A 24,999-nucleotide genomic window follows, 5' to 3' on the forward strand; every position below is an offset into this window, starting at 1 on the left:
CAATAAAAATGGCCACTGCATTATTGCAGTAGCCATTTTTTACCATATAAACACCATTTAGCCTTTTTTGGCGGCCAATAGTTGAGCAAGCTTATCGTTACCGCTTTTTTTCGCTCCAGATTTAATGCCAGCCGCTTTTAGCTTGGCATCGAGTGAGTTACCAGTTTCTTCGGCGGCTAATTCTTCAGCTGCTTCAAGTTCTGCACTACGCTGACGTTGTTTTTCTTTAATACGATCAAGGCTGCTTAACGCGGTTTTAACCTTGCTATTAGCTCCTACATGCCTAGTTGAAACCGCTACTTGTGCCTGTTGCACTGATTCAGTAGCTTTAATTTGCTCTATTTGCTGTTCCATCATACGAACATTGGTTTTTGCCTTCGCAATGTTGCTTTTTAATGACTTCTCAGAGGAAAGAAAGCTATCAAGAATGCCTTGCTCAATCTCTAAAGTGGCTTCTAACTCACTAACCCTATCAGCACACTCAATGGCCAAAGCCTCATCTGTTTCACTGGCCGCGATGGCATGATTGGTATAGGTTTCTATATCCTCTTTTAGTGAGCTTACCTTACCCTCTGCCAGCTTACGTTTGGCCATGATACGGGTTAAGCTTTGATCGCATTCTTGCAACTCTTTTTTGGCTTCTCGCATTTCTTGATCCAATATACGGATCGCTTGAGTATCTGCTATTGCCTCGATGCCTTCATTGGTTGCTCCGCGTACCGCTGTCCATAATTTTTTTAGACTCATACCACCATCTCCAGATTTAAGTGATCACTATACAAATCAAGAAACTCAGTCACATTATTGAAAAGTGTCTCAATTTCTTCTATGACAACGCTTTCTTTGCTGTCTGTAGATAACGCGCCAAAGGCAACGTAATAATCGTCATCCGCTATTTTATTAATGCATATAGAGGTTAAAGGTACTAACTGATGGCTGCGCAAGATCAAATCATTGAGGATATTTTTATCTTTCACACTGGTTGTTGAAAACAGTGCTGCTTCAACCAATATTTGCTGATTACCCACATAGACAAAGACATCAATGCCTTCATCATTAGAGATATTTAGGCATTCACCTTCTGACTCTGCAACCCAATTTGGCTGAGATTCAATAAGCGCTAATAATGTTTCTTTGTTCCAAGACATAAGGCTTTCCTTTTTTAAATCAACATATGAGCGTGTAACATAGGTCACAAATATAGCATTAAGATAAACTATGTCAACTATGTTTTATATTTGTTGTCATATACTAAATGCATATGTAGTATAAGATATACTATATGTAACATGAGTAACGCTTTGACATTTAGTAGTAGCGTCAACAACCCTTATCGTATGGCCAAGCAAATGAGTCAAGACCAAAACATAAAAAATCGTCAAGTATTATCTCCTTATAAGCTCGCTATCACTCGGTATATCCGATCATCCCTAGCATTAAAGGGGATGAAATATGAGGATTTATCCGTTGAGTTGAGTAAAAAAGGTATTACTATGACCGCTGAAAATTTACGCAGTAAAACCCATAAGGGGATGTTTTCTGCGGATCTTTTCATCGTCATTATTGACGTACTGGGAATTGATGATACGGCATTAGCGGAAATATTAAAGCAGGTAAAAGATGCTTAAACGAATTATTCCTAAAGAGATACTTTGGTTTGTGATTGCTATCTGGGTTGTATACCTTGTTAACAATGTTTTGCTGGGGGGAAATTTAAATCAATTCGGTATTCGTCCGCGAACACTAGATGCTCTACTGGGCATTTTATGGTCGCCATTTCTTCATGCAGGGCTTTACCACATTATCTCTAATACCATTCCATTGCTTATTCTTGGCAGTTTGCTAGGCGCTTCCGTTGGAGCAGTAAAATTACGTTATATTATGATATTAGGAGCCATCGGCTCTGGTATAGGCGTTTGGTGTTTTGGTAGCGCAAGCATAGTTATCGGTGCTTCTGGGATGGTTTTTGCGCTACTTGGTTTTTTATTTGCGGATGCAATATTTAATCCTAGTCTACGCAGTTGGCTGATCGCTATTGTGGCATTTTTTGCTTACGGTGGGACCTTATTTTCTTTAGTAAATTTTTTACCTTACATATCATGGGCAGCGCATTTTTGGGGCTTTGTCTCTGGTGTTTTACTATCTGTTTTATTCGCGCGCAGAAAGCCAGTTCAGTAACAGTTATATATTTTTTTAGCTTTTTACGACATAAGATATATCAAAAAAAATATATAAACCTCCATCATGGTTATAAAGGCAAAATAATATCTTTTTATTTTCTTGGGTTGTATTTAAATTCTTAGAAAAATAAACTAAATTAACGAGTTAGATGGGTTTTAGACATTTTCAAATATGTTATAAAAATATTTTTTGATACTAAAACTCAGCTTTTTCCCGTTACTAATTTTTTATATTTTATACCTTCAAGGAGAGACCATGGGATTGTTCAGTAAGCTTAAATCAATTAAAAATGCCGTCACTGGTGGTGCTGCAAAAGTATATATTGAGAGTGAGGCCTTATCATTTACCGAACCTTTTAGAGTGATGATCACAGTACAAACAGATGATGCCCCAGTGAAAATAAACAGAGCTTATTTGAAAGTAGTGGCTTGCGAGGAAGTTGAAGTACCTGATGTTGATGTTGAATACGATAATGACAATGATCAAGCATATCGTAAGTTAGAAACAGTTTGGGCCTCAAATGATACAATAGATTTAGACCTTACAGTAGCTGATGGTCAAGAACTAGAAGCCAATGAAACCTATAAATGGGAAGTTGAGGTAGAACTGCCACAAGGAGCTCCAGCTATCTACAGAGGACATTATTGTCAGCATGTATATCGAGCTTTTGCTGGGTTAGATTGTTTTGGCAACGATCCAGATTCTGGTTGGGTTGAATTAGTGGAATAACTTAAGAAAGGTAGGTGTTGTTGGATAATACATAAATTGTTAGGTAATTTATCAGTTTGCGTTTATAAGCAAGTCTTTATTAGCCTTGTTGTAAAGTAAGCTTCTTTAATAGCCAATTATTTTTCGTGTGATATTTAAAACAGCCTCTCAACTAACCTGATAAAAAAACCGAGCGCCTGTGAAGTGATCCCCATAAAGTTGGACATTTCACTGGCTCGGTTTTTTTAGCTTAGTCTTCTTAAGCTTTTTTTCTTAGGTAATGACTTTGATTCTCAGCCAAACCATCTATCCTATCTTACGTGGCAGCGTATCAGATTGATACATGGATATTTGATGATTGTCAGGGTCGGCAATTTCTGCAGACCATCCACCCGGTGCATGGCTAACGGGTGTCACAATCGTCACGCCCTTTTCAGACAGAGCATTGATTGTGTCGTCAATCCCGCCTTCAGGAAGATCAAACACAATAATAGGAGAATTCCCAGGTCGCGAATCTTGTTTAAAAAAGAGTAGCTCTATTTCATTTGCTGTTTTGGCTAACAGCCAATCGTCATCTTCCCCGTCTTCGCTCATTCGTTGCACATGGAGACCAAGAACGTCTCGGTAAAAAACCTCCGTTCTATCCACATCACTGATGTAATAACAAATGGCGCCAATTTTACTCTTAGTAAACATGTTTTCATCCTTCTTTAATGATTGGTACACCCTTATGTTGCCGTAAAAGGCGATTTTGTGAGCTCACCATAAAAAGATGTCCATCGGGATCGTGACTGGCCAATATGGCCTCGTGATGACGTGACATGTGCAGCAAGGCTTGGCGAATTTGCCCGAAGGCCAACTCTCCTTTTAAGTTCGACACCCCAAAGGCATGTCGTCCATCAAATTGCTGCCAGCGCCGCTTGATTTGTATAATACGTTGTCGCAGTGTCCCATCGGATACGCGCAATAACCAAGCCACCTCAGCTTTGGTGTGCCCAGCCAATGCCAGCATGGCCGTTGTTCTAAGACTTGGCGGCAATGTAGCAACAAAATCAGCCAACGGCACCTGATGGTCAACTTGGGGTTCCAATAAAAGAAGAGAAGAAGCTTCGCGCTTTTGCCGACGCACTGCAGATCGTGCCTCAAAGGCGGCACGCTTTTTTAAAGCACCAAATACCCATCGACGGTTTTCACTAGAGGACAAATCCGTACGTCCTGCCTCCACTGCCGCCAGAAGAATCACCTGCAGAAGATCCTCCGCCTCATCAAACCGTCGAGCCACTTTGCGAGCATAATGAAGCAACTGAGTATAAGAAGTTTGGCTAAGCTTCATGGTGTTCTCTAGCAAGAATACGCCATATCGAAATACCCTCAATTGCACTGGCCATTTCTTGTTGGACTATCCCACCCACTTCTTCCACATAAGAAGAGATCTCTCCAGATTGTCGATAGTTCTTGTAGTGTCGATAATGCCCCGAAATGAGCTCATCCAATTCCATACTCACTTTCCCTAACAGGCTTTTTGCTTCCGTATAATCGGCCACTAACACGACTTTTGAACGCTCCATCATACATTTAAGTAGGTCGCACGCTTTCTGCTTTGGTAGCTCATGCAAGCACAACACACTGACTGCAAAATCAAATTGACGAGGCGCTATTTCTAAGGCGTCGATACATTCAAAACTAAGGTGCTTAACAGCGTTTTGCTTGCGCTTTAATTCAGCGTATTCAATCATTCCACTGTCGGTATCAACGCCATATCCGCTGCCAATTTTATCCGCTAATTGAAAAAGCAAATCCCCCGTCCCGCAACCGACCTCAAGTAAAGACGACCCTTCATCAATCAGCTCGATCAACTCCCTTCGTAATGGCGATAAAACTCGATCAGCAATATGACTTTTGATCCACACTTTAAGATTCATAGGAAAAGAACCCAAATACCCTTCAGCTTTCCTGTCGTTTTCCTTTGCCAATTAAGTAGACTAAAAAAATCAAAGCAACAACACTGTCGAAGGCAATCGTCAATATGGCGGTGTCTAGATAGTGATTGCCAAGCGAAACCACCAGCCCAACGAAGATTAACTTGCTCACTGTGGCAACAAGGATAACCAAATCTCGGTGGGATTACCGGTGTACTGGCCGAAAGGCACCGAAGATCAGCATGGCCCTGTCCACTTGTCTACTTCCCACAATCACCGTGATAAGCGCGCAAAGTGCTTGTGTTTAATGGACTTGATATACGCATTCATATGGTGACACTAATTAGGTAAGCCTAGCTTAAGAATGTAATAAGTAAATAGAAATACGAGAAAAGCCCTTGTCGAGTTATGGTGCTGCGCGCCTACCTAAAATAGTGTCAACGAAAATACCCGGTAGTAAGTAGGCAGCTAAAAATAAAGTATTTTGCGTTAGATAGCTTGCTAGCTATAGAGAAAACAGTGAGAGAATGCTGCCTATAAAGAAGGATGTTGATAATCAGCAATAGTGGAACAGCAACCAATCCGAATCCCTAGCCGACTGCACCTTGAAGAAGTGAAGCGACTAAAGAGACCAAGGTTGCCTGTACAAGAATATTTAAATCAATCATGTATCCAGACGCCCACAGCAGGACGCTATGTTAGCTGCGTCCTGCTGGCTGCGCTTGTTAAGCGGCTACCTCGAGCATAGGTATTTGCATGCCAATTTTTGTGCTTGCAAACTGCATATCGCCACTGGCTATTGATTGGGCTTTATATCCAGAGCCAATTAAATCTTTTATATATAATTTGTTATATATAAACATAAAAACGAGATTGGATAGGCCAAACGTAAACATTGCAAGAATGAACATAATGACCGCCCACTTCCAGTCCCCCCTGAAAAGTGGTGGAAAGAAACCAAAAAAGAATACCGTCCATGAGAAGCCAACAGGTGCTTCTTTCATGGCTCCGGTATTTGGGTTTTTGAAAATTATTGATGTAAATGCCATGTTTTCTCCTTATTGCCCAAATTATTTCGCCTAGATAGTCGGGCAGTCTATCTGGACGCTTAACATCTATGGACACCCCGATTTTTGCAAGCAAAATTAAGTATTAACAAGAGTAGTTTTGCAGCCATTTATTCGGATTTTGTACGAGATATTAATAGTCTCTATCCCTGACGCTTTACTAACTCAAAATAGCGCTGACTTGGCTCTAATCATTTTGGCGTTTTCTACGAAACGATGTTAGTCCCAGAATTTCCAAGTCACAGTCTTAACACTATCTTGTCATCACCCTTTTTTTCCTTAGCAAAACTTGGTGTATCAACTCTTTCAATTTAATTTTTTTGAGCTCTTGATTTCTACATAACACTTTATTAACTATATTTTTTTACAGTTTTATTAAAAGCACACAACTGAAAAACAGATTTTGCTAAATCAATACCAGTTGTATGAATGGTATTCATAACGACTTCCTTTTAAACTGACTTACTCAGTATAGAAAGAGGTATCCATTTCATTATTTTAATAGTGCGCTTGCTCGTTTAGACAATTCAAAAAAATCGCCAACACCTTTATAAACAACTGAAAAATAATGCTTTTATAAGTCTATTAACAAAATCCGAAATTGAAAAAACGAGTATACGTGTTATTTGATCTTTCTTTTAGGTAAACGCAACGCATCATATCTAAAAAGTCATACCTAAAAAATAGCACAAGACAAATATCCTTATTCATTGATATTAAAAGGTTTTGTATTTTTCTACCAGTAAAAAAACGCAACATTGTGATTATTTTTTAGATGAAGCGAGCCAATAATTGGCACCTCAAGGGAATTAAAGGGTCTGCCCCCTTTAATTAAAAATCCGCTTCTAGAACAACAAAAGAAAGGATTTATCCTTCCTTCGTGTCTATAAATTTAACATGATGAAACAAGTTTCATTACTCGGTTAGAGTAATGAAGATGGTACAGTGACAGGATAACTACTGGCATTAGGCTTCCATGAGAATTTTTACCGAGTTATGATAAAACAGCTTTTAAATGAGCATGAGTCATTGTTAAACAGCCTCGAACCTTTTCCCTATACAACCTCATATAACATTTAGCTTTCTTTTCGTTTCCCTTTGCCAACTAAGTAGACTAAGAAAATCAAAGCAACAACACTGTCGAAGGCAATCGTCAACATGGCGGTGTCTAGATAGTGATTGCCAAGCGAAACCACCAGCCCAACGAAGATTAACTTGCTCACTGTGGCAACAAGGATAACCAAGTCTCGGTGTACTGGCCGAAAGGCACCGAAGATCAGCATGGCACCCACCAACGTGATAAGCGCGCCCCAACTGCGCACCACCAACTCAGCCAAAGGATGATCCAGCGTTTGACCGAAGGTTTGCATAAGCGCCGTTTGCGGGGAAACCAACGCAATGACCATAGTGCACGTCATTACTCCTGCAACCAGCATGATCCATTTGATGTTGTTTTCGATAAGTAGCATTTGAGAAACTCCTTTTGAGTGATAACACGTTAGTTAGTTTTTATTCGTTATGTGTGCGTTGGTTCGGGCTGTTTTTCAATTTTACTCTGACGCTAATTATTGAATTTGGGGCGCTAAAGGACAATGATGTTAATGCCTAAAAGTCACAAAAAATACCTTATAATATAGGCACTCATTAACGATAGGACAAACAATGAAGCCCGCTGCCACACCTAAAAATGCCATCGATAAGAACATGTTAGGTGTGTTTCGCTATAGTCGTCGTGCTATTGAATTAGTATGGCAAACCTCTCCAGCGCTAACCATTGGTTTGGCAATAGCAACCTTGATTGCGGGTGCTGTCCCTGCCGCTATGGCCTATGTGGGGCAATTAATTGTCGATGCGGTGGTCGCCGCCATGGCAATGTACCAGCAAGATCAAATTCTGCATTATCAAACCGCTCTTAGCTATGTTGTCGTTGAGGGCATTTTGGTTTTAATCATTGCCGCTGCGCAACGTTCGATCACGGCTCAACAGGCTATACTGCAAGGTTTACTTGGCCACAAGGTCAACATGCTAATTCTGGAGAAAGCCCAGACATTAACACTTTCACACTTTGAGGATTCCGAATTTTACGACAAGCTGGTGCGCGCCCGTCGCGAAGCCTCTAGTCGTCCACTCGCGCTGGTCAAAAAAACTTTCGCTCTGATCCAAAACGCCATCTCTCTTACAAGCTTTGCCGTTTTATTATGGCAATTCTCCCCTTGGGCCTTAGGGTTATTAGTGCTCGGCGCATTACCTGCTTTTGTGGCTGAAGCCAAATTTTCAGGGGATGCCTTCATCATGTTTCGCTGGCGCTCCCCAGAGGTTCGTCAGCAAAATTATCTGGAAACCCTGTTATCTAGGGAAGACAACATCAAAGAAGTACGTCTCTACCAATTAGGCGAGCGTTTCTTACAACGTTACACAAAAATTTTTCTCAAGCTATTCAAAGAAAGTAAGCGTTTAATTCTACGCCGTGAAAGCTGGGGATTCGCCCTCGGCATCATCAGCACCTTAGTATTTTATGGAGCTTATGGCTGGATTGTCAGTGATACCATTATCGGTGCCATTACATTGGGGCAGATGACCATGTACCTGTTGCTGTTCAAACAAGGGCAAGGCTCAGTATCCGCTTCGTTAACCTCGATTAGCGGCATGTACGAAGACAATCTTTACCTGTCTAACTTATATGAATATTTGGAACAAGAAACCCCATCATCGCGACAAGGCTTATTGGTCGGCCCAAAGCCCAACGATGGCATTCGCTTCGAAAATGTCAGCTTTCAATACCCAGGTAGTACAAAACCCGCCCTATCCGCAATCAACCTGCATATTAGACCCGGACATAGCCTCGCCATTGTCGGTGAAAATGGTTCAGGGAAAACCACCTTAATTAAGCTACTTACTCGTCTTTATAACCCGACTGAAGGGCGAATTTTGCTCGATGGCTTAGATTTGCTTGAATGGGACGAAACTAGCCTATTAAAACGGGTTGGTGTGATATTCCAAGACTTCGTACGCTATCAATTCATTGTCGGTGAAAACATAGGGGCTGGCGACAATGACCATTTCAACGATCAAATAGGCTGGCAAAAAGCCGCCGAACTTGGCAAAGTCACCGACTTTATCGACCAACTAAAAAGCGGCTATAACACGCAATTAGGCCGCTGGTTTAAAGATGGACAAGAACTGTCAGGTGGCCAATGGCAAAAAGTCGCCCTAGCTCGCGCCTTCATGCGCGAAGAAGCTGACATACTGGTTCTCGATGAACCCACAGCAGCCATGGATGCCCAAGCAGAGGCCAATATATTCCAACACTTCCAACAACACACCAAAGACAAGATGGCGATTTTAATATCCCATCGTTTCTCTACGGTTCGCCTCGCCCACGAAATCATCGTCATGAGCCAAGGCCAAATCAAAGAACGCGGCACCCATGAAGCCCTACTTGCTCAACAGGGTCAATATGCTCACTTATTTTCCTTACAAGCACAGGGCTATCGCTAAACGAAATACAAAAACATCAAGAGACCAATTTAAGGAGCTAGGATTCTGGGGATTAAGGGGTAAGAGTATGATTATATCTAATTTTACTCTGATCCTAGTTATCCTCTGCCCCCCAATTATAAAGTTGTTTTAATGGGGCATTTTTGAAAAGTCAGAGATTTGCTGCTCGATACTTGCTAAACACGATGCTTTTTCATTACTCACAGTGGTCGTTTTTATAAGCCTGTTACGAATCGTTTTTAAAAAACCTAACTCGTACTCTAGCTCATTTTCAATGAAGGGAGAAACACACACCTCTTTAACAGAGTAATGCTTTCCTAATACTGTCAGAACATTGCTTGGCGCATTTTTTAGAGCAAAGAACATAGCATAATTAAGGCCCCTAGTCGTGGCGGCATCAGAATGGGCCTTTAATAAATCTGCGATGTTTAACCAAGGTTTCGCGCCTGTTTCTATTTGCCCCAGTACATATGCCCATTTTTCAGGCTGGTTATATAAACTCATAAGATACGACTTCTCCCCCATCTTTGCCATATCGGCTAACACAGCCTCTGAGGTATGAAGGTGTAACTCTGCTAGTGTGACACTTGAATAGATAAGACCGATCAATATTAATATGCACTTCATATGTTAATAACTCACTTCCAGTATGTCGTCATAACTTGATGAAATTTGCTGTCGTATGCTTCTTGGCATAATAATACAGCCCGTTGATGCATCGCATAAAACGCTCAGATCGATTGCTATCAAACTCAAACCTGCAACATGAATCCCTCTCTATTTATAATGACAACATTGGTTGAAATGGTAGTCGTTTTGTTAGGTAAAGTAGAAGAGCAAGCAGGTTTGTCACACCGGTTGCAGGGTAATAGTATTCGTCATAAACGAGTTTTATCCTTTTCATATTTAGGAAAGCAAGCCATATCAGTAGGCTTAAAACTCACCGCGAAACAATGGCGGCAAGGAGTTACGCAATGCGTAAAAACACTACGCGAAGCATCAAGTATTTTAACGTGAAATTCGCGGGGATCCCTCAGTTGTACTAGTTCAGGCTCTGCCCCCAATTATTTCAGTTTGTGTTTTACAGGCCAAATCACTCCTAATTTTTTGAGGTTAAAAATGGCGGTTTTATTACCCTGTTCGGCTGCTAATCGATACCACTTCTTGGCAAGAGTATAGTCTTTCTCTACACCGTAACCATTATGATAATACACTCCTAAATTATTTTGAGCATCTGAATCATTGAGATCTGCTGCTTTTAGGTACCACTTTCTTGCTTCATTATAATCTTGAACAACACCTAGACCTTTCTCATATAAACAAGCGATATTAAATATTGCTATAGCCTCATTTTGCTTTGCCGCTTTTAAAAACCAATTCATAGCTTCTTCATAATTGACAGGGACCCCTAGGCCATTCTCAAACAAGACGCCAAGGTTATTTTGTGCTGTGGCGTTACCTTGTTCTGCAGCTTTTTTATACCAAAAATAAGCTGTTTGATAATTTTGTTCGACGCCCATTCCTTCATCGTATAAATACCCAAGGTTGTGTTGCGCTCTTGCATAGCCTTGTTGTGCGGCTTTTAAATACCAAGACGCCGCTTGTTGAACGTCTTGTTCAACCCCTAGACCATCTTCGTACATATAACCAAGGCTGTTCTGCGCCCTTGCATAGCCTTGTTGTGCGGCTTTCTCATACCAGAAAAAAGCCGTTTGATAATTTTGTACTACGCCCATTCCTTCATAGTATAAATACCCAAGGTTGGTTTGCGCCGTTGCATAACTTTTTTGTGCGGCTTTTAAATACCAAGACGCCGCTTGTTGAACGTCTTGTTCAACCCCCAGACCATCTTCATACAAGTACCCAAGGTTGGTTTGCGCCCTTGCATAGCCTTGTTGTGCAGCTTTCTCATACCAAAAATAAGCCGTTTTATAATTTTGTACGACACCATTTCCTTCATCGTATAAATACCCAAGGTTGGTTTGTGCACTTGCATCACCTTGTTCAGCGGCTTTCAAATACCAAGCTGCCGCTTGTTGAACGTTTTGTTCAACTCCTAACCCCTCCTCAAAGAACACTCCAAGGTTGTTTTGCGCTGTGGCGTTACCTTGTTCTGCAGCTTTTTTATACCAAAAATAAGCTGTTTGATAATTTTGTTCGACGCCCATTCCTTCATCGTATAAATACCCAAGGTTGGTTTGCGCCCTTGCATAACCTTGTTGTGCGGCTTTTAAATACCAAAAAAAAGCTGTTTGATAATTTTGTACGACACCATTTCCTTCATCGTATAAATACCCAAGGTTGTGCTGCGCTCTTGCATAACCTTGTTGTGCGGCTTTCTCATACCAGAAAAAAGCCGTTTGATAATTTTGTTCGACGCCTATTCCTTCATCGTATAAATACCCAAGGTTGGTTTGCGCCCTTGCATAACCTTGTTCAGCGGCTTTCAAATACCAGGCTGCCGCTTGTTGAACATCTTGTTCAACCCCCACCCCCTGCTTATACAACACCCCAAGGTTGGTTTGTGCACTTGCATAGCCTTGTTCTGCGGCTTTCAAATACCAAGCTGCCGCTTGTTGAACGTCTTGTTCAACTCCTAGCCCCCCCCCAAAGAATACTCCAAGGTTGTTTTGCGCTGTGGCATTGCCTTGTTCTGCGGCTTTTTTATACCAAAAAAACGCCAAGTGATAATTTTGCTTAACACCATTACCTTTTTCGTAAAAATACCCAAGATTGGTTTGAGCATTTGCATTGCCTAGTTCTGCAGCCTTTTTATACCAAAAAAAAGCCGTTTGATAATCTTGTACGACACCAATTCCTTCATCGTACAAATACCCAAGGTTAGTTTGCGCTCTTGTATAGCCTTGTTCTGCAGCTTTCAAATACCAAGCTGCTGCTTGCTGAACGTCTTGTTCAACCCCTAGCCCCCCCTCAAACAACACTCCAAGGTTGGTTTGCGCTCTTGCAAAGCCTTGTTCTGCGGCTTTCAAATACCAAGCTGCTGCTTGCTGAACGTCTTGTTCAACCCCTAGCCCCCCCTCAAACAACACTCCAAGGTTGGTTTGCGCTCTTGCAAAGCCTTGTTCTGCGGCTTTCAAATACCAAGCTGCCGCTTGCTGAACGTCTTGTTCAACCCCCAGACCACCCTCAAACAAAACTCCAAGGTTGTTTTGAGCTGTGGCATTGCCTTGTTCTGCGGCTTTCAAATACCACGCAGCGGCTTGTTGAACGTCTTGTTCAACCCCCAGACCACCCTCAAACAACACTCCAAGGTTGTTTTGTGCGCTTGCATTACCTTGTTGTGCGGCTTTCTCATACCAAGAAAAAGCCGTTTGATAATTTTGTTCGACTCCAATTCCTTCATCGTATAAATAACCAAGGTTGGTTTGGGCGCTAGCATAACCTTGTTCTGCGGCCTTCAAATACCAAGTTGCCGCTTGTTGAACGTCTTGTTCAACCCCCAGACCATCTTCGTACAAGTAACCAAGATTATTTTGTGCTCTTGCATAACCTTGTTGTGCGGCTTTCTCATACCAAGAAAAAGCCGTTTGATAATTTTGTTCGACTCCAATTCCTTCATCGTATAAATACCCAAGGTTGGTTTGTGCCCTTGCATAGCCTTGTTCTGCGGCCTTCAAATACCAAGCCGCCGCTTGTTGTACATCTTGTTCAACCCCTAACCCTTCCTCGTACAAATACCCAAGACTGGTTTGCGCATAACGATCATCTTGATCCGCTGCTAATCGATACCATTTCGCTGCTTCTACATAGCTTTGCGCTACACCATATCCCTCTTCATATACAAAACCGAGATTAGCTTGAGCATAAGAACTGCCTTGTTCAGCAGCCAATTGATACCACTTGGCTGCTTTTTGATAATCTTGCGATACGCCTAAGCCTTTAAAATAAAGATCCGCTAAATTATATTGAGCATGAAAGTATCCCTGCTCTGCTGCTTGACGATATAAGGCAGCCGCCAAGTCGTAATCCTGAGGAAGTTCTTGTCCACTTTGATACCACCAGCCCAAATTATTCTGGGCTTCTGCTACATTTCCATTAACCGCTTGTCGCATATATTCAAGCGCTTTGGTGATATTTTTTTCGACCCCTTTCCCTTCATAGTACATTCGTCCTAAAAGAATCTGAGCCTGATGAGATCCAAACTTAGCGGCCTCTGAACAAAACTGTAAGGCCTCTTCATAACTATTCAATTCATATTCAAAAACACATTTCCCTTTTGCATATTCCTCAACTAAATTACTATTTTCAGATGGATTAATGTCTTCTAATGTAGGAAGGCCTTGCTCTTTATTAGCCACTGGCATACATCCAATAAGCAAAATAAGAGTCAAAAGAGAGGAAAACCGAATAATGAATTTCTTTGATACATTAATGTAATACATGTAATCATCCTGTATGCAAACCGCATTCATCTTAAACGGCAAAAGTAAAGCAATCAATAAGTTATATCTTATTACCCTGTCTTTTTGAACTTAAAAATTCACCTGACAAGTATTTTTTCTTAGTAAAAGTAATGCATTAAAACTGCGTTGAATCAGGCTTGCTCACTAATTTTTAAAACAATGAGCAACAAAACTTTGCAGGTCAAGAGAAAATGCCGACTTCCCTCAGTTCGATGGCTGACTTAGTCTTTATTTACTTTAAACTGATTCTCTGTCGCAGCAAAATGAAACCCACCAATGCGGAGTCGTTAAATAATTGTAATCAGAGTAAAATTAAAACACTGCAATCAATAACACCGTTATTTTTTAAAGCAAACCTCTTTTCTTGGCGTATTCACTAAGCCAATATACATAGGCTTGAATGTCTTCATCACAGGCAAAATGGGTTGGCGGTTATTAGCACGCTGAATAATGTGCTCAGCATAACTTGGAATAGACACTCTTGGACGACGTGACATGGAGACTCCTTTCTCTCATACTTTAAGAAAAAAGGAGAGCACGAAGAAGGATTCTGTAGAGGGTAAATTTAATTTTACACTGACCCTTTTAGTTATATATTAATAAGCACTTAATATGTTAATAACTCACTTCCAGTATGTCGTCATAACTTGTTGAAATTTGCTGTCGTATGCTTCTTGGCATAATAATACAGCCCGTTGATGCATCGCATAAAACGCTCAGATCGATTGCTATCAAATTCAAACCTGCAACATGAATCCCTCTCTATTTATAATGACAACATTGGTAGAAATAGTAGTCGTCTTGTTAGGTAAAGTGGTAGAGCAAGCAGGTTTGTCATACCGGTTGCAGAGTAATAGTATTCGTCATAAACGAGTTTTATCCTTTTCATATTTAGGAAAGCAAGCCATATCAGTAGGCTTAAAACTCACCGCGAAACAATGGCGGCAAGGAGTCACGTAATGCACAAAAACACTACGCGAAGCATCGAGTATTTTGACGTGAAATTCGTGGGGATTCCTCAGACCTGACCCTAATTATCAATAATTGCGATTAGCCATAAATATTTTAATTTACGCACAATAATCCTTAGAGTTTGAACGCCAAGTTAACCGGCAAAGGAGCGGAGTGTAGTGTTGCGCAATAATGCACGAAGTGCATGCGCATAAACGAAACGGAGGTTACTTTGTCCATGTGAACTTTTTGTTATGCATTTTCTAGTTTCTTGCTTAGTTCACTTAGAAACTGCCAATGATCCCCAGTATCAAACGCTGCCACCCAACGAGCTTGAACGGCCACCTCCATTTCAGTTGGGGAGATTGACCTAAGATAAACATCTACTTTTGAAAGCTTAATTGAAATATCTCCTAGCACCGAACCACGAGTGTACTTGGTTATAGATGCATCTTGCTTTACCTTTTTGAATCCTAGGCCGGAAAGTATTTCTTCTTCGCTAGTAGATTGAGTATCGCACTCAATTACTTTTATATATTTTGGGAATAATGCGAAAAAAGGTTTCTTATCTCCCATTTCACGATAAGGTAAAAACTTATATAAAGCAGTGATAACAACAAGAAGAACAACTACCGATATTATTTGAATTTCCATTTATACCTCTTGAGATGCATAACAATTAAGGGTTATAGTGCACGTTAAGACAATTCCAGAATTTCGCCAATACCTTTATAGGTAACTGAAAAGTAATGCTTTTATAAATCTATTTATAAAGTCCAAAACTGGAAAAACGAGTATGCGCGTTATCTCATCTTTCTTCTGGTTAAACGCAGCCTGTTATTTTTTCTACGAATATTCTTACTCATTGATACTAAAACGCTTTTTAATTTCTTGCTAGTGCAAAATGCGCATTTTCTTGACTATTGAATGGCACAAAACGAGCAATATCTTCGCAATATGGATTAAAAGGTGTCAGAGTAGAATTCGCGGAATAATATTTAATTTTACTCTGACCTAATTATTCCTTGTTATGCTTACTAACGAAGGTTTAGAGTCCATTTGACTCATAGCGGCCTCCTTGCCAAGACACTGAGCATGTTGTCTCGAACGCTCGCCCAGACACCATTAGCTTGCCCAACGCGGCCAACCCAGCGCGACATCGTGGCTATACGAACATTTCTGCGATACCTTGGCCCAGGGTATTGCCAGACACCGCTTATATTCCCTGCAAGGTAAATGGCGTCCAGAATAGCTTGGGCAGCACCCTCACCCAAATTGGGAGTAAATCCATGCGCGGCATCGCCCAGAAGTGGTACTCGGTGGGTACCCCAAGTGTGATTGCTGAGCTCATCAAGGTCATGCTGAATCCAAGCATCCTCTGGAACACTCTGAATTAGATTCTCAACACCAAAGCCCGGCTGTAGAAATTCATCAGTGGGGGCTGGAGTTCGAGGAGCACCAGCAGGGACAGCATGCGTAAGATAGATATAGGTGCCACTCAAAAGCGGGACGATGCCCACACGGCGCCCTTTGCCCCAAATCTCTATAGGGTTTCTTTGCCCGGAATGCAGGTCGGAGAGCCCACGCCAACAGGTTTCACCTGAGTAACGCCTCCGAGCGTTACTCCCCAGCAGTTTTCGGATACTGGATCCAAGTCCATCGGCACCAACCAAAAAATCAGCATTGACTTTATCTCCGTCCGACAACCAAACGCATACACCTTCAGCAGACTCTTTAAATTTTTTGACCGTAGTGGATGTACGGAGTGATGCGTGAGATGCGGCATTAAGGAGCTCACTGTGCAGTGCTGATCGCGTTACAGCCTGACCGCTTCGCGCTATCGAACGAATCTCGCGTCCACCTGATAGACCGAGTCTAAATTCTGAGAATTTTTGCCCCACAATATCAACCTCAACTGATCGAAGCGCGTCGAGTGCTTCGTCGTGGAGCATCAGGCCGGCACCAATTCCCTCTGCAACTGGACGCTGCTCAATGATAGTAACGTCACAACCACGGAGTGCTGATGCAAGCGTGAGGCCACCGATGCCAGCGCCCACTATAACAACGTGCATTTGTATATCTCCATGGGTTCAACTTTACAGCCTTTTTCTAGCATAACATTGTTAATAGTGCGCATTCGCGTTTATACAATTCAAAAACTTCACCAATATCTTTATAAATTTTAAAACTGGAAAAACGAGCATTTTCTTGATTATTGAATGGCACATAACGAGCAATATCTTCGCAATATGGATTAAAAGGTGTCAGAGTAGAATTCGCGGAATAATATTTAATTTTACTCTGCCCCTAATTATCTAGAATCCCTCTTAAACGCTTTGTTAGCCCGAAGTCAACGTTGCTGTAGAGTTCAGAACAATATTGGGATGCTTGGATAGAGTAAAGCTATGGTGTGCGATAATCGAAGATGCATCTAAATGAGGCTTACCGTGTGTTGTATGAGCATCCTCTATCAAGGTAACTTTGTAGCCTTTGCTTGCAGCACTAAACGCCGTTCTATCTATACAAAATTCTGTTGAAAAGCCACATATAAGCACATGCTCAATCTCATTTTCATCTAGATATTCTCTTAAGTTTGTATCATGGAACGAGTCTGGAGTTCTTTTGCGAATCTTATAGCTAGAATCGTTAATTGTTAAATCTGAAAACAGTTGCCAGCCATCACTTCCTGGCTCGAGTACTCCCGGGATTTCATGTTGTATAAATACAATTTTAATTTCAGACGAGCTAGCGTAACCCAACAATTGCTTAATGTTGCTTATTACACATTCAGATAAATATGGAGGATTGGCGGAACGAAAAACTCCATTTTGAACATCTACGACTAAAAGTGCCGATTTCATATTACTTCCTCCTAGGGTTAACGCCCCGCAAGCAAAGGCGCGCGTTAGCGCGTCCAGTGGAGCGAAGCGGAACGATTTTGCCTTACTTTGTTAAACCTTTATACGATACCACGCTGCCAACTCCTTTGTAGCCGCCAACTCTTTATTTGCAGTAATGATATTTTGCATGCCTATTGGTAGCTCAGTGGTTCTAGCCGCATGCGCAGCCTGAGTAAGTAAACCTAAATATGCCTCTTTGTTTGCTCTCTCGATAGTTTTATACTCGTTGCACAACTGCTGCAGTAGATTGAAAGAGTTAACAGCATCTGACTGATTTAATAAAAGCAAGTCGTAAGCGCCTGAGGTGTAAATCTCGTTCGACTGGTACTCTGGTATGTTTCCTTTCGATATTTCAACCGAAATAGAAATTAACTCTTTAGCTCTCTGTTCTATGCTCATGCTATCACTGGGGTTTAACGCCCAGCTAAGCCGCCGGAACGGAGTTGATTATTTTGTGCGAGCGTAGCGGAAAAGCACAAAACGAGCAACGCAGTGGAAGCCGGATTGAGCTGTTTGTTAAGCATTTAGCGCACCGTACTTGACTGCATTTGGTTCATCAAAAAACACAGTGATATTATCGGCCATACCAAAGTGCGTACCATCTTGAATTTCAAGAGCCGATATTATAACTAACCCTCCACCTTCAAGGTTTAAAACAATACTTTGAGGATAATATACCTTCTTTTTAAACAGTCCAGACTCTTTCACCCAGCTCCAGTCTATTAGAGTACTCGTGATTGTTTTACCAATTAGAAGTTTCCAGTTTTTCGAATTTGAAACCTCTACCTTCCTGCACTCGCTAACCTCTGATTGCAAGGGTGTCTTTAGAACGGATACTCCGTACTGAAAAAATTCGTCTCCCCATATGAAACCAAACACCTGCCCCGATGCCATATGCAAGTTTGCGCCGTAATCTAGAGAATCAAAACTTCCGCTTCCGGAAAAATCTGTTTCGTAACCATCGTAGTTGATTTCGAAATACTCTACTTTATGTATTTCCTCTCCAACCAACAATTCAACTAAATTTTCGTACTCGGTTTTTGTCATGGTGATGCTTAACGCTTTTATAAACGGCGCGCGCTTTTTGCGCGTCCAGTTGCAGCCGTTTTTGGCTGCAACGATGTTTGATAAACTTGTTAGCTGTATGCAACGTGCTTACCTTTGATTTCAATTTTGAACTCTGTGGCATATACCTGCCATTGAACCCACGGCTCTCGATCAAGGAAACCACCAAATTCAAACAGCTCCCCATTAAACTCTAAATTGGTAATTTCATCTAAAGGCAACTCCGGTGATGGATGGGGCTTACCTTCGATGTTGTCATACCAGAACAGCGGCACCTCTTTAGACACATTACCCAGATACAACACACCCTGATCAATGATCCAGTCATTGCCGCCAGAATCCGAGTGCTCTTTACTCATAAAAGCACCTTCGAACTCAATTGAAATTGAGTCATCACTTCTAGTGATTTTTTTCACTACGGCATCATGAAAGCTAAATTTATCGAATTCTGATGTAATCATGGTTTTACAGCTAATGCCTAAAGCAGAGGCAAAAATGGAGCGCAGCGGAATTTTTGTCCTGCTGGCTGTACTTGTTAGCTTTTGGTTGTTTTGACATAGTGTGTTAACGCTATTTGTTCAATAATTATTGCTTCGGCCACTTTCCGTGAACCTTCCATAAACCAGCACTTACGGCCTGGTTTTGCATTTTTAGAATGGTACTCCCACATTTCATCGAAGAATAGAATCCACATATAAGCTTTGCCGGATCTTGGAATATGTACATTTTCATCTGTTATTACATCACCATCTTCGTTAAGGAACTCTGGCCATATACAGTAAATTCCTTGTTCGTTTATATCTTCTCCGTCGTAATGCAGATCTGATCTATACCCCTGAAAAGGTCTGCTCTTGCGACCACCTTCCTCTTGAGTAAAAAATCGATACTCCACTAAAAAATCTGGAAGTCTGCCATTTCTTTTTTGATAAGGTTCCCACATATCTTAATTTTTGTGAAAGCTAACGCCCACATAAAAGGCGGAGCGTCAGCGACGTCCAGCGCAACATAGTGGAGCAATTTTTGATGTGCTTGTTAGATGGCATTACCACCGTTCCCTATTGCCGGAAATACAAAACGTGACACAGCAAGAGCGCCCGAGACAAATGCTAAAAAATAAAACTCTTTAGAGTTGAAGTTGCCCGCTCTTGATGGGGCAACTAAAGCTGCTTGCACTGGCTTTAAAGCAGCAACCGACAGACTAAATAGACAGACTGCCAAACAAACAGCACCTGTAACTTTCATGCCTATTGGGGATAGCCCGCCACTTAATCCACCGCCACCCAGGTACATAGCAAATAATAAGCCTGCATTCCAAATTAAAACGAAAGCAACTATTACGGACACCTTCAAGCTAACCAATGATCTCAATTCCAGCTTCATATCTCTCCTTGTCTTCTAACGCCTCAAACACCGGCGCAGTTAATGCGTCCGGGTGCTTTGACTTGTTAAATTCTTTACGAGGCTTAGCTGCCAAATCTTCTCAGCTTTAGTTCCTAAATACCAAAAACTCAAAGCGAGCAGCGCGAAGAATATTGCTTTATGTGTGCCTTCCCAAAAGTATTCAAAAAACCTGGTATATAAATTTATGAATATAAACGTAAGGCCAAAGCCTCTAGTCATTGCATCATCGTACTTTACACCGTGATAGATAGACCCTATTGCGGCAACTGCAAATAGTATTGACCAGTGAAATAACTCGATTTGATTTGCGCGTTGCCAAGACTCACCATCACCGTAGTTGCCGAAAATCGACATAATCCAAAGAGCAATAAACAAATAAAGCAACCCAACGGCTTTAGTTGGCCCCAGAAACTCATTTCTTGATTGCCACTGATTAAATGCGTATGAACCACAAAAAACCAACACAAAACCAAAAAGAACGAACCTTAACGGATAGTTCATACCAAGATAGTAAGCCCCCCAGCCAGATGCATACCCAGTTTCAGCACCAAACCAGCTACCTAATGAAAGCAGCGAAAACAACCATACCAATTTTGAGGGAAACCAAAGGCCCAATGCGGCATAAACGATTGCTGCTAATAGCAACAGTAATGAAAAATGTCCAGTGCCCGTATCTATCGCCTTGCCTAAAAAGGTAATAGATATTGCTGTAGCTGCTGCACCAAGAAAGAAAATTGCTTCGTTACTATAAACCTTATTGGAATATTGGCCTTTTCTTCGTAAGCCCAGAAAATATAAGCCGCCTGATAAAGCGGCAAAGCCAATACATTTTACGGAATCTGGGGCACTAAACAGCTTTTTAAATAACTCGATAAGCCACTTGTCAGCGAGAGCAGAAGATATTGAAATAACGATACAAGTAATAGCCAACCAGAATGAGTATTTAGCTATGCGTTTCCAATCAAAAGAAGTTACTTTATATGCAGACTGAAGTCTATTTCTCTCTGCTTCAGAAATAATATCATTTTCTAGCCAGTGATTAATGGCTTTATCGAGCACTCTTCCTTCTTTCTTTGATACCTGCATCGATTTCGACTCCATGTGAATTTAACATTTTTAATAGTGCGCATGCGCGTTTAGACAATTCCAAAATTTCGCCAATACCTTTATAAGCAATTGAAAAGTAGTACTTTTATAAACCTATTAACAAAATCCAAATCTGGAAAAACGAGCATGCGCGTTATTTCATTTATCCACAGCACGTTATTTCTACAGCGGTTATTTTTATCCATTGATACTAAAAGACTTTTTATTTTTCTACCAGCGTAAACGCGCAATACCATGATTATTTTTTAGACAAAGCGAGCCAACCATTAGCAACCTCAAAAATAAACTGTATATTTATACAGTATTGTTTAAAATATCCACAAGGAGTGTGTGATGTCTTCTAGTCCGTTTCTTAATTTTATTCGACATGAATTACGTCTTCGCGGCTATAGCTTAAAAACTGAAAAATCATACCTTTATTGGATCAAATATTTCATTCGGTTTCATAAGCTACAACATCCTCAAAACATGGGTGCAGAAGAGGTAAAAGCGTTCTTATCGTTTCTCGCCGTTGAACAGCATGTTGCTATTAATACCCAAAAGTCTGCGTTGAATGCTCTCGCCTTTTTGTACAACAAGTTACTGGATAAACCATTGGGTGATTTAGGGTTCCAGCATGCTAAACAAGGTCGACGCTTACCCATTGTTTTAACCGCTAACGAAATTAAACAAATCCTCAGCGGCTTAAATGAACGGGATTATTTGATATTTTCATTACTTTATGGATCGGGGCTAAGAATCAGCGAGTGTTTACGTATTCGTATCCAAGACATTAATTTGGATCAAGGTAGTTTGGCGGTAAGGTGCAGTAAAGGCAATAAAGACAGAACCACCATTCTGAGTCGAAAATTAGCAGAGGCATTAAACAAGCAAAAGTCACATGCGTTAAACATCCAACAAGAAGACAACACTAAAGGTTATGGCCCTTCTTTACCCTTTGCACTGTCTAAAAAATACCCGAATGCCTTTCGTCAATTAAGTTGGATGTTTTTATTTCCCTCAACATCTATATGCCCGCACCCTTTAACAGGTGAATTATGCAGACACCATTTGCATGATTCTGTACCTCGTAAGGCACTAAAAAATGCAGTCTCCAAGGTAGGGATTAACGACAAGAGAATAAATTGCCATACTTTTCGACATTCTTTTGCAACTCATTTACTCATGGCAGGACGAGACATAAGAACCGTTCAAGAATTATTAGGCCATAACGATGTATCGACAACTCAAATTTATACTCATGTTATAGGCCAACATTTCGCGGGGACAGACAGTCCTCTAGATCAAATCTTGTAACAATTTCCTGTCACTGTCTGATGGCGCTTCGCTTATCAGACCTACTTGCAACTTCAAACAATGTTTAATTGCAAAAAGAGGTAATGAGCTACTGGTGAAAATTCTCGACGCGCTTTTTAATGCAGTAATGGATTGCGCGAAAGGACTCAAAAGATTTTTTGGTTACTTTTGTGGCGCTACTCCTAAATTCAAATAAGAAGTTACCCGCCTAGCCTTCCCCAGAATTAAAAAGCGGAAAAAAGCACCCTAACCAAAGCCAATCAGAGGAAACAAAAGCCCTCTCCGGCACAGGAAACATTAGACTTGCCCTATAAAAACCAAAATACAACTTTTACTGTAAACTAAAGTTGTATTTTAAAAGGGAAAGGAGCATAAGATTTCATCAGGTGTGAAACGCTTTTAAACGTAAAAAGAGATAATTCGCTTCATGAGGCAATTCTCGACACGTTCCTGAATGTGCGAAAGGATTAAAGCGACTTTTTGGTTACTTTTGTGGCGCTAGACAAAAGTTACCCGCTCAGCAGAGCGGAAAAATGCTCCCCAACCAAAGCCAATCAGAAGCAAATACAGAAGCCTCGGGTAGTACAAAACGCTTTTAATGTAAAAAGAGATAATGAGCCACTGGTGAAAATTCTCGACACGTTCCTGAATGTGCGAAAGGACTCAAAAGATTTTTTGGTAACTTTTGCATCGTTTGGCAAAAGTTACCCGCCTAGCAGGGCGGAAAAAAGCTCCCCAACCAAAGTCATTCAGAGGAACCCGAAAATAATTCGGGAAAGAAATAGAAAAATACTCCCCAACCAAAGCCAATGAGAAGCAAATACAGAAGCCTCGGGCAAACACTTCATTTGCTCTCCCATTACCTCAGGCCATTATTCGACAAAGGCGCAAACTCGCGGCCTAACAGGTAAACGTCTTCTATACCGTGAGGGCTGCGGGCGATGTTGGGCAGTTTGCCCCATTGTTCAAAGCCGTTGGCAGCGAAGAAGCGAAGGCTATTGTGATTGGAGGCGTAAATGTAGGCCACTAAATGCACAAAGCCAATTTGCGCTCTTGCGTCTAGTAGGGATTCCAGCAAGGCTTTGCCCACGCCAATACCTTGCCAATCTGGCAGTACGTATAGGCTGATTTCCGCTGCTTGATCAAAAGCCGGTAAACCATAGAAAGGTTCTATTGAACACCAAGCAAGAATTTGTTGGTCTTGTTCGGCGATGAGTATAGGGTGAGTGTCTGTCATGCTCTCCAGCCAATCCATCACGTCCAGCAGTGCAATATGGGTATGCGGGTGAGACGCAGCATGAAGGTCGCAAGCTTGGAATACGTCGAGCATGGCAGCAGCGTCTTCAAACTCAGCACGTCGTACTTTACAGTTTAAAGCCACTTCTGCCCTTCCTTATGCTATCGACAGTTAGCCTTGTTCAAGCAAACGGCGCAGGTCGATGATGGCGGTATTGGCGCGAGAAATGTATGACGCCATGACCAAAGAGTGGTTTGCCAACACACCAAAGCCGCTGCCATTAAGGATGAATGGCGACCAAATGCTGGTTTGCGTGGCTTCCAGTTCGCGAATGATCTGACGCAAGCTCACCAAGGCATTTTTGTCTTGTAGGGTAAACACAAAGTCCACTTCGATGGCGCGTAAGATGTGAATCAAGGCCCAGCTCGCACCGCGTGCTTCGTAGAATACATCATCCACTTTTGACCAAGGGGTTTTGACGTATTGGTAAGCGCCTGAGTCGTTACTTTGACGCGCACTGGTGTCGCCCGCGAGGTCGGTATTTTCTCTCACATTGGCCACACTGGCAGACAAGCGTTGTGACAAGCTGCCTAAACGGGTGCTCACATCGGATAGCCAATCGGATAAATTGTCCGCACGAGCATAGAAGTTGGCTTTGTTGTTGCCCTGCCCGGCTAAGCGATCAAGGTATTCTTGCAGTTCTTGATTACCACGACGGTATTCGCTTTCACTGGAAGGCAAGGCCCAGCTACGCGTATCAAAGTTGAATTGCGGTTCGGCGATTTTTAGGTTCACGTCTTCGGTGGATTGCGATTGCGAACGGCTAAATTCTTTTCGAAAAGCACGGGCTAAATCCCTTGCTTGCACCAAGACACCAAATTCCCACGCTGGCATGTTGTCCATGAAGACACCCGGTGGCATTAGATCGTTACTAATAAAACCGCCCGGTTTTTCCAATAAGGTGTCGACTAAGGTGTGCAAGGTGCTACCCGTGGTGTAACCCACCACCAGTTTTTTGCTGTTATTTAGGTATCCACGTTCTGCGGCCATGTCTTTGGCACTGGCCACTACGTCAAATTGTTCCGGCTCATTGCTCCAGTACATGCCCAGAAAACTCAGTAAAATTGCCAATACCAATAGGACGATAGCAACCACTTTACCGATACCAGAACCGATAGCGGCGAAGTTCAAGCGCGCTTGCAAAGCCTGCCATTTCGCTTTTAACCAAGACATCTTTTTTACCAC

General features: G+C 41.7%; 26 protein-coding genes. 5 read left to right on the top strand and 21 right to left on the bottom strand.

What is annotated here, in order from left to right:
• Positions 1-57: 57 nt before the first annotated feature.
• Complete coding sequence (locus ABXS85_RS05970; protein ID WP_353669126.1) at positions 58-747, bottom strand: PspA/IM30 family protein; 690 nt, start codon at positions 745-747, stop codon at positions 58-60.
• Positions 744-1,148, bottom strand: a complete 405-nt coding sequence (locus ABXS85_RS05975) for a DUF2170 family protein (protein WP_353669127.1) — start codon at positions 1,146-1,148, stop codon at positions 744-746. The genes ABXS85_RS05970 and ABXS85_RS05975 overlap by 4 nt, the downstream gene beginning before the upstream one ends.
• 153 nt (positions 1,149-1,301) lie before the next feature.
• Here ABXS85_RS05975 and ABXS85_RS05980 point away from each other — a divergent pair, with 153 nt between their 5' ends.
• From ABXS85_RS05980 to ABXS85_RS05990, 3 genes are all read left to right on the top strand, one after another.
• Complete coding sequence (locus ABXS85_RS05980; RefSeq protein WP_353669128.1) at positions 1,302-1,628, top strand: DUF6471 domain-containing protein; 327 nt, start codon at positions 1,302-1,304, stop codon at positions 1,626-1,628.
• Entirely contained in the window at positions 1,621-2,178 is a 558-nt protein-coding gene (locus ABXS85_RS05985; RefSeq protein WP_353669129.1) for a rhomboid family intramembrane serine protease, read from the top strand. Before ABXS85_RS05980 ends, ABXS85_RS05985 begins: the two co-directional genes overlap by 8 nt.
• A gap of 258 nt (positions 2,179-2,436) precedes the next feature.
• A complete protein-coding gene (locus ABXS85_RS05990) occupies positions 2,437-2,910 on the top strand; it encodes a hypothetical protein (protein WP_353669130.1) in 474 nt (157 codons plus the stop codon).
• 285 nt (positions 2,911-3,195) lie between these two features.
• Here the strand turns inward: ABXS85_RS05990 and ABXS85_RS05995 are convergent, their stop codons facing one another.
• From ABXS85_RS05995 to ABXS85_RS06015, 5 genes are all read right to left on the bottom strand, one after another.
• The gene (locus ABXS85_RS05995; RefSeq protein WP_353669131.1) at positions 3,196-3,585 is read right to left on the bottom strand and encodes a VOC family protein; all 390 of its coding nucleotides are present in this window, start codon (positions 3,583-3,585) and stop codon (positions 3,196-3,198) included.
• Positions 3,586-3,589: 4 nt separating this feature from the next.
• Positions 3,590-4,222, bottom strand: a complete 633-nt coding sequence (locus ABXS85_RS06000) for a transcriptional regulator (RefSeq protein ID WP_353669132.1) — start codon at positions 4,220-4,222, stop codon at positions 3,590-3,592.
• Positions 4,212-4,811 carry a class I SAM-dependent methyltransferase gene (locus ABXS85_RS06005; RefSeq protein ID WP_353669133.1) on the bottom strand — a complete coding sequence of 200 codons (600 nt, stop codon included), beginning with the start codon at positions 4,809-4,811 and terminating at the stop codon, positions 4,212-4,214. The genes ABXS85_RS06000 and ABXS85_RS06005 overlap by 11 nt, the downstream gene beginning before the upstream one ends.
• Before the next feature lie 722 nt (positions 4,812-5,533).
• On the bottom strand, positions 5,534-5,857 hold the full coding sequence (locus ABXS85_RS06010; RefSeq protein ID WP_353669134.1) for a hypothetical protein: 324 nt from the start codon (positions 5,855-5,857) through the stop codon (positions 5,534-5,536).
• Positions 5,858-6,951: 1,094 nt separating this feature from the next.
• A complete protein-coding gene (locus ABXS85_RS06015) occupies positions 6,952-7,344 on the bottom strand; it encodes a hypothetical protein (protein ID WP_353669135.1) in 393 nt (130 codons plus the stop codon).
• Positions 7,345-7,537: 193 nt separating this feature from the next.
• Between ABXS85_RS06015 and ABXS85_RS06020 the strand changes: the two genes are divergently transcribed.
• Positions 7,538-9,373, top strand: coding sequence for an ABC transporter ATP-binding protein (locus ABXS85_RS06020; RefSeq protein WP_353669136.1), 1,836 nt, complete (start codon positions 7,538-7,540; stop codon positions 9,371-9,373).
• Positions 9,374-9,502: 129 nt separating this feature from the next.
• Here the strand turns inward: ABXS85_RS06020 and ABXS85_RS06025 are convergent, their stop codons facing one another.
• The 12 genes from ABXS85_RS06025 to ABXS85_RS06080 all read right to left on the bottom strand — a co-directional run bounded on the left by ABXS85_RS06025 (position 9,503) and on the right by ABXS85_RS06080 (position 21,200).
• A complete protein-coding gene (locus tag ABXS85_RS06025) occupies positions 9,503-9,877 on the bottom strand; it encodes a hypothetical protein (RefSeq protein WP_353669137.1) in 375 nt (124 codons plus the stop codon).
• A gap of 560 nt (positions 9,878-10,437) precedes the next feature.
• The gene (locus ABXS85_RS06030; protein WP_353669138.1) at positions 10,438-13,776 is read right to left on the bottom strand and encodes a tetratricopeptide repeat protein; all 3,339 of its coding nucleotides are present in this window, start codon (positions 13,774-13,776) and stop codon (positions 10,438-10,440) included.
• Positions 13,777-14,135: 359 nt separating this feature from the next.
• Positions 14,136-14,294 (bottom strand): hypothetical protein, encoded by a 159-nt coding sequence (locus tag ABXS85_RS06035; RefSeq protein ID WP_353669139.1) that lies wholly within the window; start codon positions 14,292-14,294, stop codon positions 14,136-14,138.
• Positions 14,295-15,000: 706 nt separating this feature from the next.
• On the bottom strand, positions 15,001-15,402 hold the full coding sequence (locus ABXS85_RS06040) for a hypothetical protein (protein ID WP_353669140.1): 402 nt from the start codon (positions 15,400-15,402) through the stop codon (positions 15,001-15,003).
• Positions 15,403-15,812: 410 nt separating this feature from the next.
• Positions 15,813-16,820 carry an FAD-dependent monooxygenase gene (locus ABXS85_RS06045; RefSeq protein ID WP_353669141.1) on the bottom strand — a complete coding sequence of 336 codons (1,008 nt, stop codon included), beginning with the start codon at positions 16,818-16,820 and terminating at the stop codon, positions 15,813-15,815.
• Between the two features lie 267 nt (positions 16,821-17,087).
• Positions 17,088-17,609: a cysteine hydrolase family protein gene (locus ABXS85_RS06050; RefSeq protein ID WP_353669142.1), complete on the bottom strand. Its 522-nt coding sequence runs from the start codon at positions 17,607-17,609 to the stop codon at positions 17,088-17,090.
• Between the two features lie 90 nt (positions 17,610-17,699).
• The gene (locus tag ABXS85_RS06055) at positions 17,700-18,047 is read right to left on the bottom strand and encodes a hypothetical protein (RefSeq protein WP_353669143.1); all 348 of its coding nucleotides are present in this window, start codon (positions 18,045-18,047) and stop codon (positions 17,700-17,702) included.
• Between the two features lie 117 nt (positions 18,048-18,164).
• Positions 18,165-18,695, bottom strand: a complete 531-nt coding sequence (locus ABXS85_RS06060) for a hypothetical protein (protein ID WP_353669144.1) — start codon at positions 18,693-18,695, stop codon at positions 18,165-18,167.
• 89 nt (positions 18,696-18,784) lie between these two features.
• On the bottom strand, positions 18,785-19,072 hold the full coding sequence (locus ABXS85_RS06065; protein WP_353669145.1) for a hypothetical protein: 288 nt from the start codon (positions 19,070-19,072) through the stop codon (positions 18,785-18,787).
• A gap of 176 nt (positions 19,073-19,248) precedes the next feature.
• Positions 19,249-19,653 (bottom strand): hypothetical protein, encoded by a 405-nt coding sequence (locus ABXS85_RS06070; protein WP_353669146.1) that lies wholly within the window; start codon positions 19,651-19,653, stop codon positions 19,249-19,251.
• A gap of 92 nt (positions 19,654-19,745) precedes the next feature.
• The gene (locus ABXS85_RS06075) at positions 19,746-20,093 is read right to left on the bottom strand and encodes a hypothetical protein (protein ID WP_353669147.1); all 348 of its coding nucleotides are present in this window, start codon (positions 20,091-20,093) and stop codon (positions 19,746-19,748) included.
• A gap of 39 nt (positions 20,094-20,132) precedes the next feature.
• Positions 20,133-21,200, bottom strand: a complete 1,068-nt coding sequence (locus ABXS85_RS06080; protein ID WP_353669148.1) for a hypothetical protein — start codon at positions 21,198-21,200, stop codon at positions 20,133-20,135.
• Positions 21,201-21,554: 354 nt separating this feature from the next.
• Between ABXS85_RS06080 and ABXS85_RS06085 the strand changes: the two genes are divergently transcribed.
• Positions 21,555-22,517 carry an integron integrase gene (locus ABXS85_RS06085; protein WP_353669149.1) on the top strand — a complete coding sequence of 321 codons (963 nt, stop codon included), beginning with the start codon at positions 21,555-21,557 and terminating at the stop codon, positions 22,515-22,517.
• 859 nt (positions 22,518-23,376) lie between these two features.
• Here ABXS85_RS06085 and ABXS85_RS06090 read toward each other — a convergent pair.
• The gene (locus tag ABXS85_RS06090; protein WP_353669150.1) at positions 23,377-23,898 is read right to left on the bottom strand and encodes an N-acetyltransferase family protein; all 522 of its coding nucleotides are present in this window, start codon (positions 23,896-23,898) and stop codon (positions 23,377-23,379) included.
• A 27-nt stretch (positions 23,899-23,925) separates the two neighbouring features.
• Positions 23,926-24,987 (bottom strand): DUF2333 family protein, encoded by a 1,062-nt coding sequence (locus ABXS85_RS06095; RefSeq protein WP_353669151.1) that lies wholly within the window; start codon positions 24,985-24,987, stop codon positions 23,926-23,928.
• Positions 24,988-24,999 lie beyond the last annotated feature (12 nt).

It is taken from the genome of Marinomonas sp. THO17, assembly GCF_040436405.1.
Lineage (GTDB): Bacteria > Pseudomonadota > Gammaproteobacteria > Pseudomonadales > Marinomonadaceae > Marinomonas.

What these genes read in the sequence shown, in the direction of transcription:
- ABXS85_RS05970 (WP_353669126.1), bottom strand. Translation starts at nt 747, where the DNA reads ATGAGTCTAAAAAAATTATGGACAGCGGTACGCGGAGCAACCAATGAA.
- ABXS85_RS05975 (WP_353669127.1), bottom strand. Translation starts at nt 1,148, where the DNA reads ATGTCTTGGAACAAAGAAACATTATTAGCGCTTATTGAATCTCAGCCA.
- ABXS85_RS05985 (WP_353669129.1), top strand. Translation starts at nt 1,621, where the DNA reads ATGCTTAAACGAATTATTCCTAAAGAGATACTTTGGTTTGTGATTGCT.
- ABXS85_RS05990 (WP_353669130.1), top strand. Translation starts at nt 2,437, where the DNA reads ATGGGATTGTTCAGTAAGCTTAAATCAATTAAAAATGCCGTCACTGGT.
- ABXS85_RS05995 (WP_353669131.1), bottom strand. Translation starts at nt 3,585, where the DNA reads ATGTTTACTAAGAGTAAAATTGGCGCCATTTGTTATTACATCAGTGAT.
- ABXS85_RS06000 (WP_353669132.1), bottom strand. Translation starts at nt 4,222, where the DNA reads ATGAAGCTTAGCCAAACTTCTTATACTCAGTTGCTTCATTATGCTCGC.
- ABXS85_RS06005 (WP_353669133.1), bottom strand. Translation starts at nt 4,811, where the DNA reads ATGAATCTTAAAGTGTGGATCAAAAGTCATATTGCTGATCGAGTTTTA.
- ABXS85_RS06010 (WP_353669134.1), bottom strand. Translation starts at nt 5,857, where the DNA reads ATGGCATTTACATCAATAATTTTCAAAAACCCAAATACCGGAGCCATG.
- ABXS85_RS06015 (WP_353669135.1), bottom strand. Translation starts at nt 7,344, where the DNA reads ATGCTACTTATCGAAAACAACATCAAATGGATCATGCTGGTTGCAGGA.
- ABXS85_RS06020 (WP_353669136.1), top strand. Translation starts at nt 7,538, where the DNA reads ATGAAGCCCGCTGCCACACCTAAAAATGCCATCGATAAGAACATGTTA.
- ABXS85_RS06025 (WP_353669137.1), bottom strand. Translation starts at nt 9,877, where the DNA reads ATGAGTTTATATAACCAGCCTGAAAAATGGGCATATGTACTGGGGCAA.
- ABXS85_RS06030 (WP_353669138.1), bottom strand. Translation starts at nt 13,776, where the DNA reads ATGTATTACATTAATGTATCAAAGAAATTCATTATTCGGTTTTCCTCT.
- ABXS85_RS06035 (WP_353669139.1), bottom strand. Translation starts at nt 14,294, where the DNA reads ATGTCACGTCGTCCAAGAGTGTCTATTCCAAGTTATGCTGAGCACATT.
- ABXS85_RS06040 (WP_353669140.1), bottom strand. Translation starts at nt 15,402, where the DNA reads ATGGAAATTCAAATAATATCGGTAGTTGTTCTTCTTGTTGTTATCACT.
- ABXS85_RS06045 (WP_353669141.1), bottom strand. Translation starts at nt 16,820, where the DNA reads ATGCACGTTGTTATAGTGGGCGCTGGCATCGGTGGCCTCACGCTTGCA.
- ABXS85_RS06050 (WP_353669142.1), bottom strand. Translation starts at nt 17,609, where the DNA reads ATGAAATCGGCACTTTTAGTCGTAGATGTTCAAAATGGAGTTTTTCGT.
- ABXS85_RS06055 (WP_353669143.1), bottom strand. Translation starts at nt 18,047, where the DNA reads ATGAGCATAGAACAGAGAGCTAAAGAGTTAATTTCTATTTCGGTTGAA.
- ABXS85_RS06060 (WP_353669144.1), bottom strand. Translation starts at nt 18,695, where the DNA reads ATGACAAAAACCGAGTACGAAAATTTAGTTGAATTGTTGGTTGGAGAG.
- ABXS85_RS06065 (WP_353669145.1), bottom strand. Translation starts at nt 19,072, where the DNA reads ATGAGTAAAGAGCACTCGGATTCTGGCGGCAATGACTGGATCATTGAT.
- ABXS85_RS06070 (WP_353669146.1), bottom strand. Translation starts at nt 19,653, where the DNA reads ATGTGGGAACCTTATCAAAAAAGAAATGGCAGACTTCCAGATTTTTTA.
- ABXS85_RS06075 (WP_353669147.1), bottom strand. Translation starts at nt 20,093, where the DNA reads ATGAAGCTGGAATTGAGATCATTGGTTAGCTTGAAGGTGTCCGTAATA.
- ABXS85_RS06080 (WP_353669148.1), bottom strand. Translation starts at nt 21,200, where the DNA reads ATGCAGGTATCAAAGAAAGAAGGAAGAGTGCTCGATAAAGCCATTAAT.
- ABXS85_RS06085 (WP_353669149.1), top strand. Translation starts at nt 21,555, where the DNA reads ATGTCTTCTAGTCCGTTTCTTAATTTTATTCGACATGAATTACGTCTT.
- ABXS85_RS06095 (WP_353669151.1), bottom strand. Translation starts at nt 24,987, where the DNA reads ATGTCTTGGTTAAAAGCGAAATGGCAGGCTTTGCAAGCGCGCTTGAAC.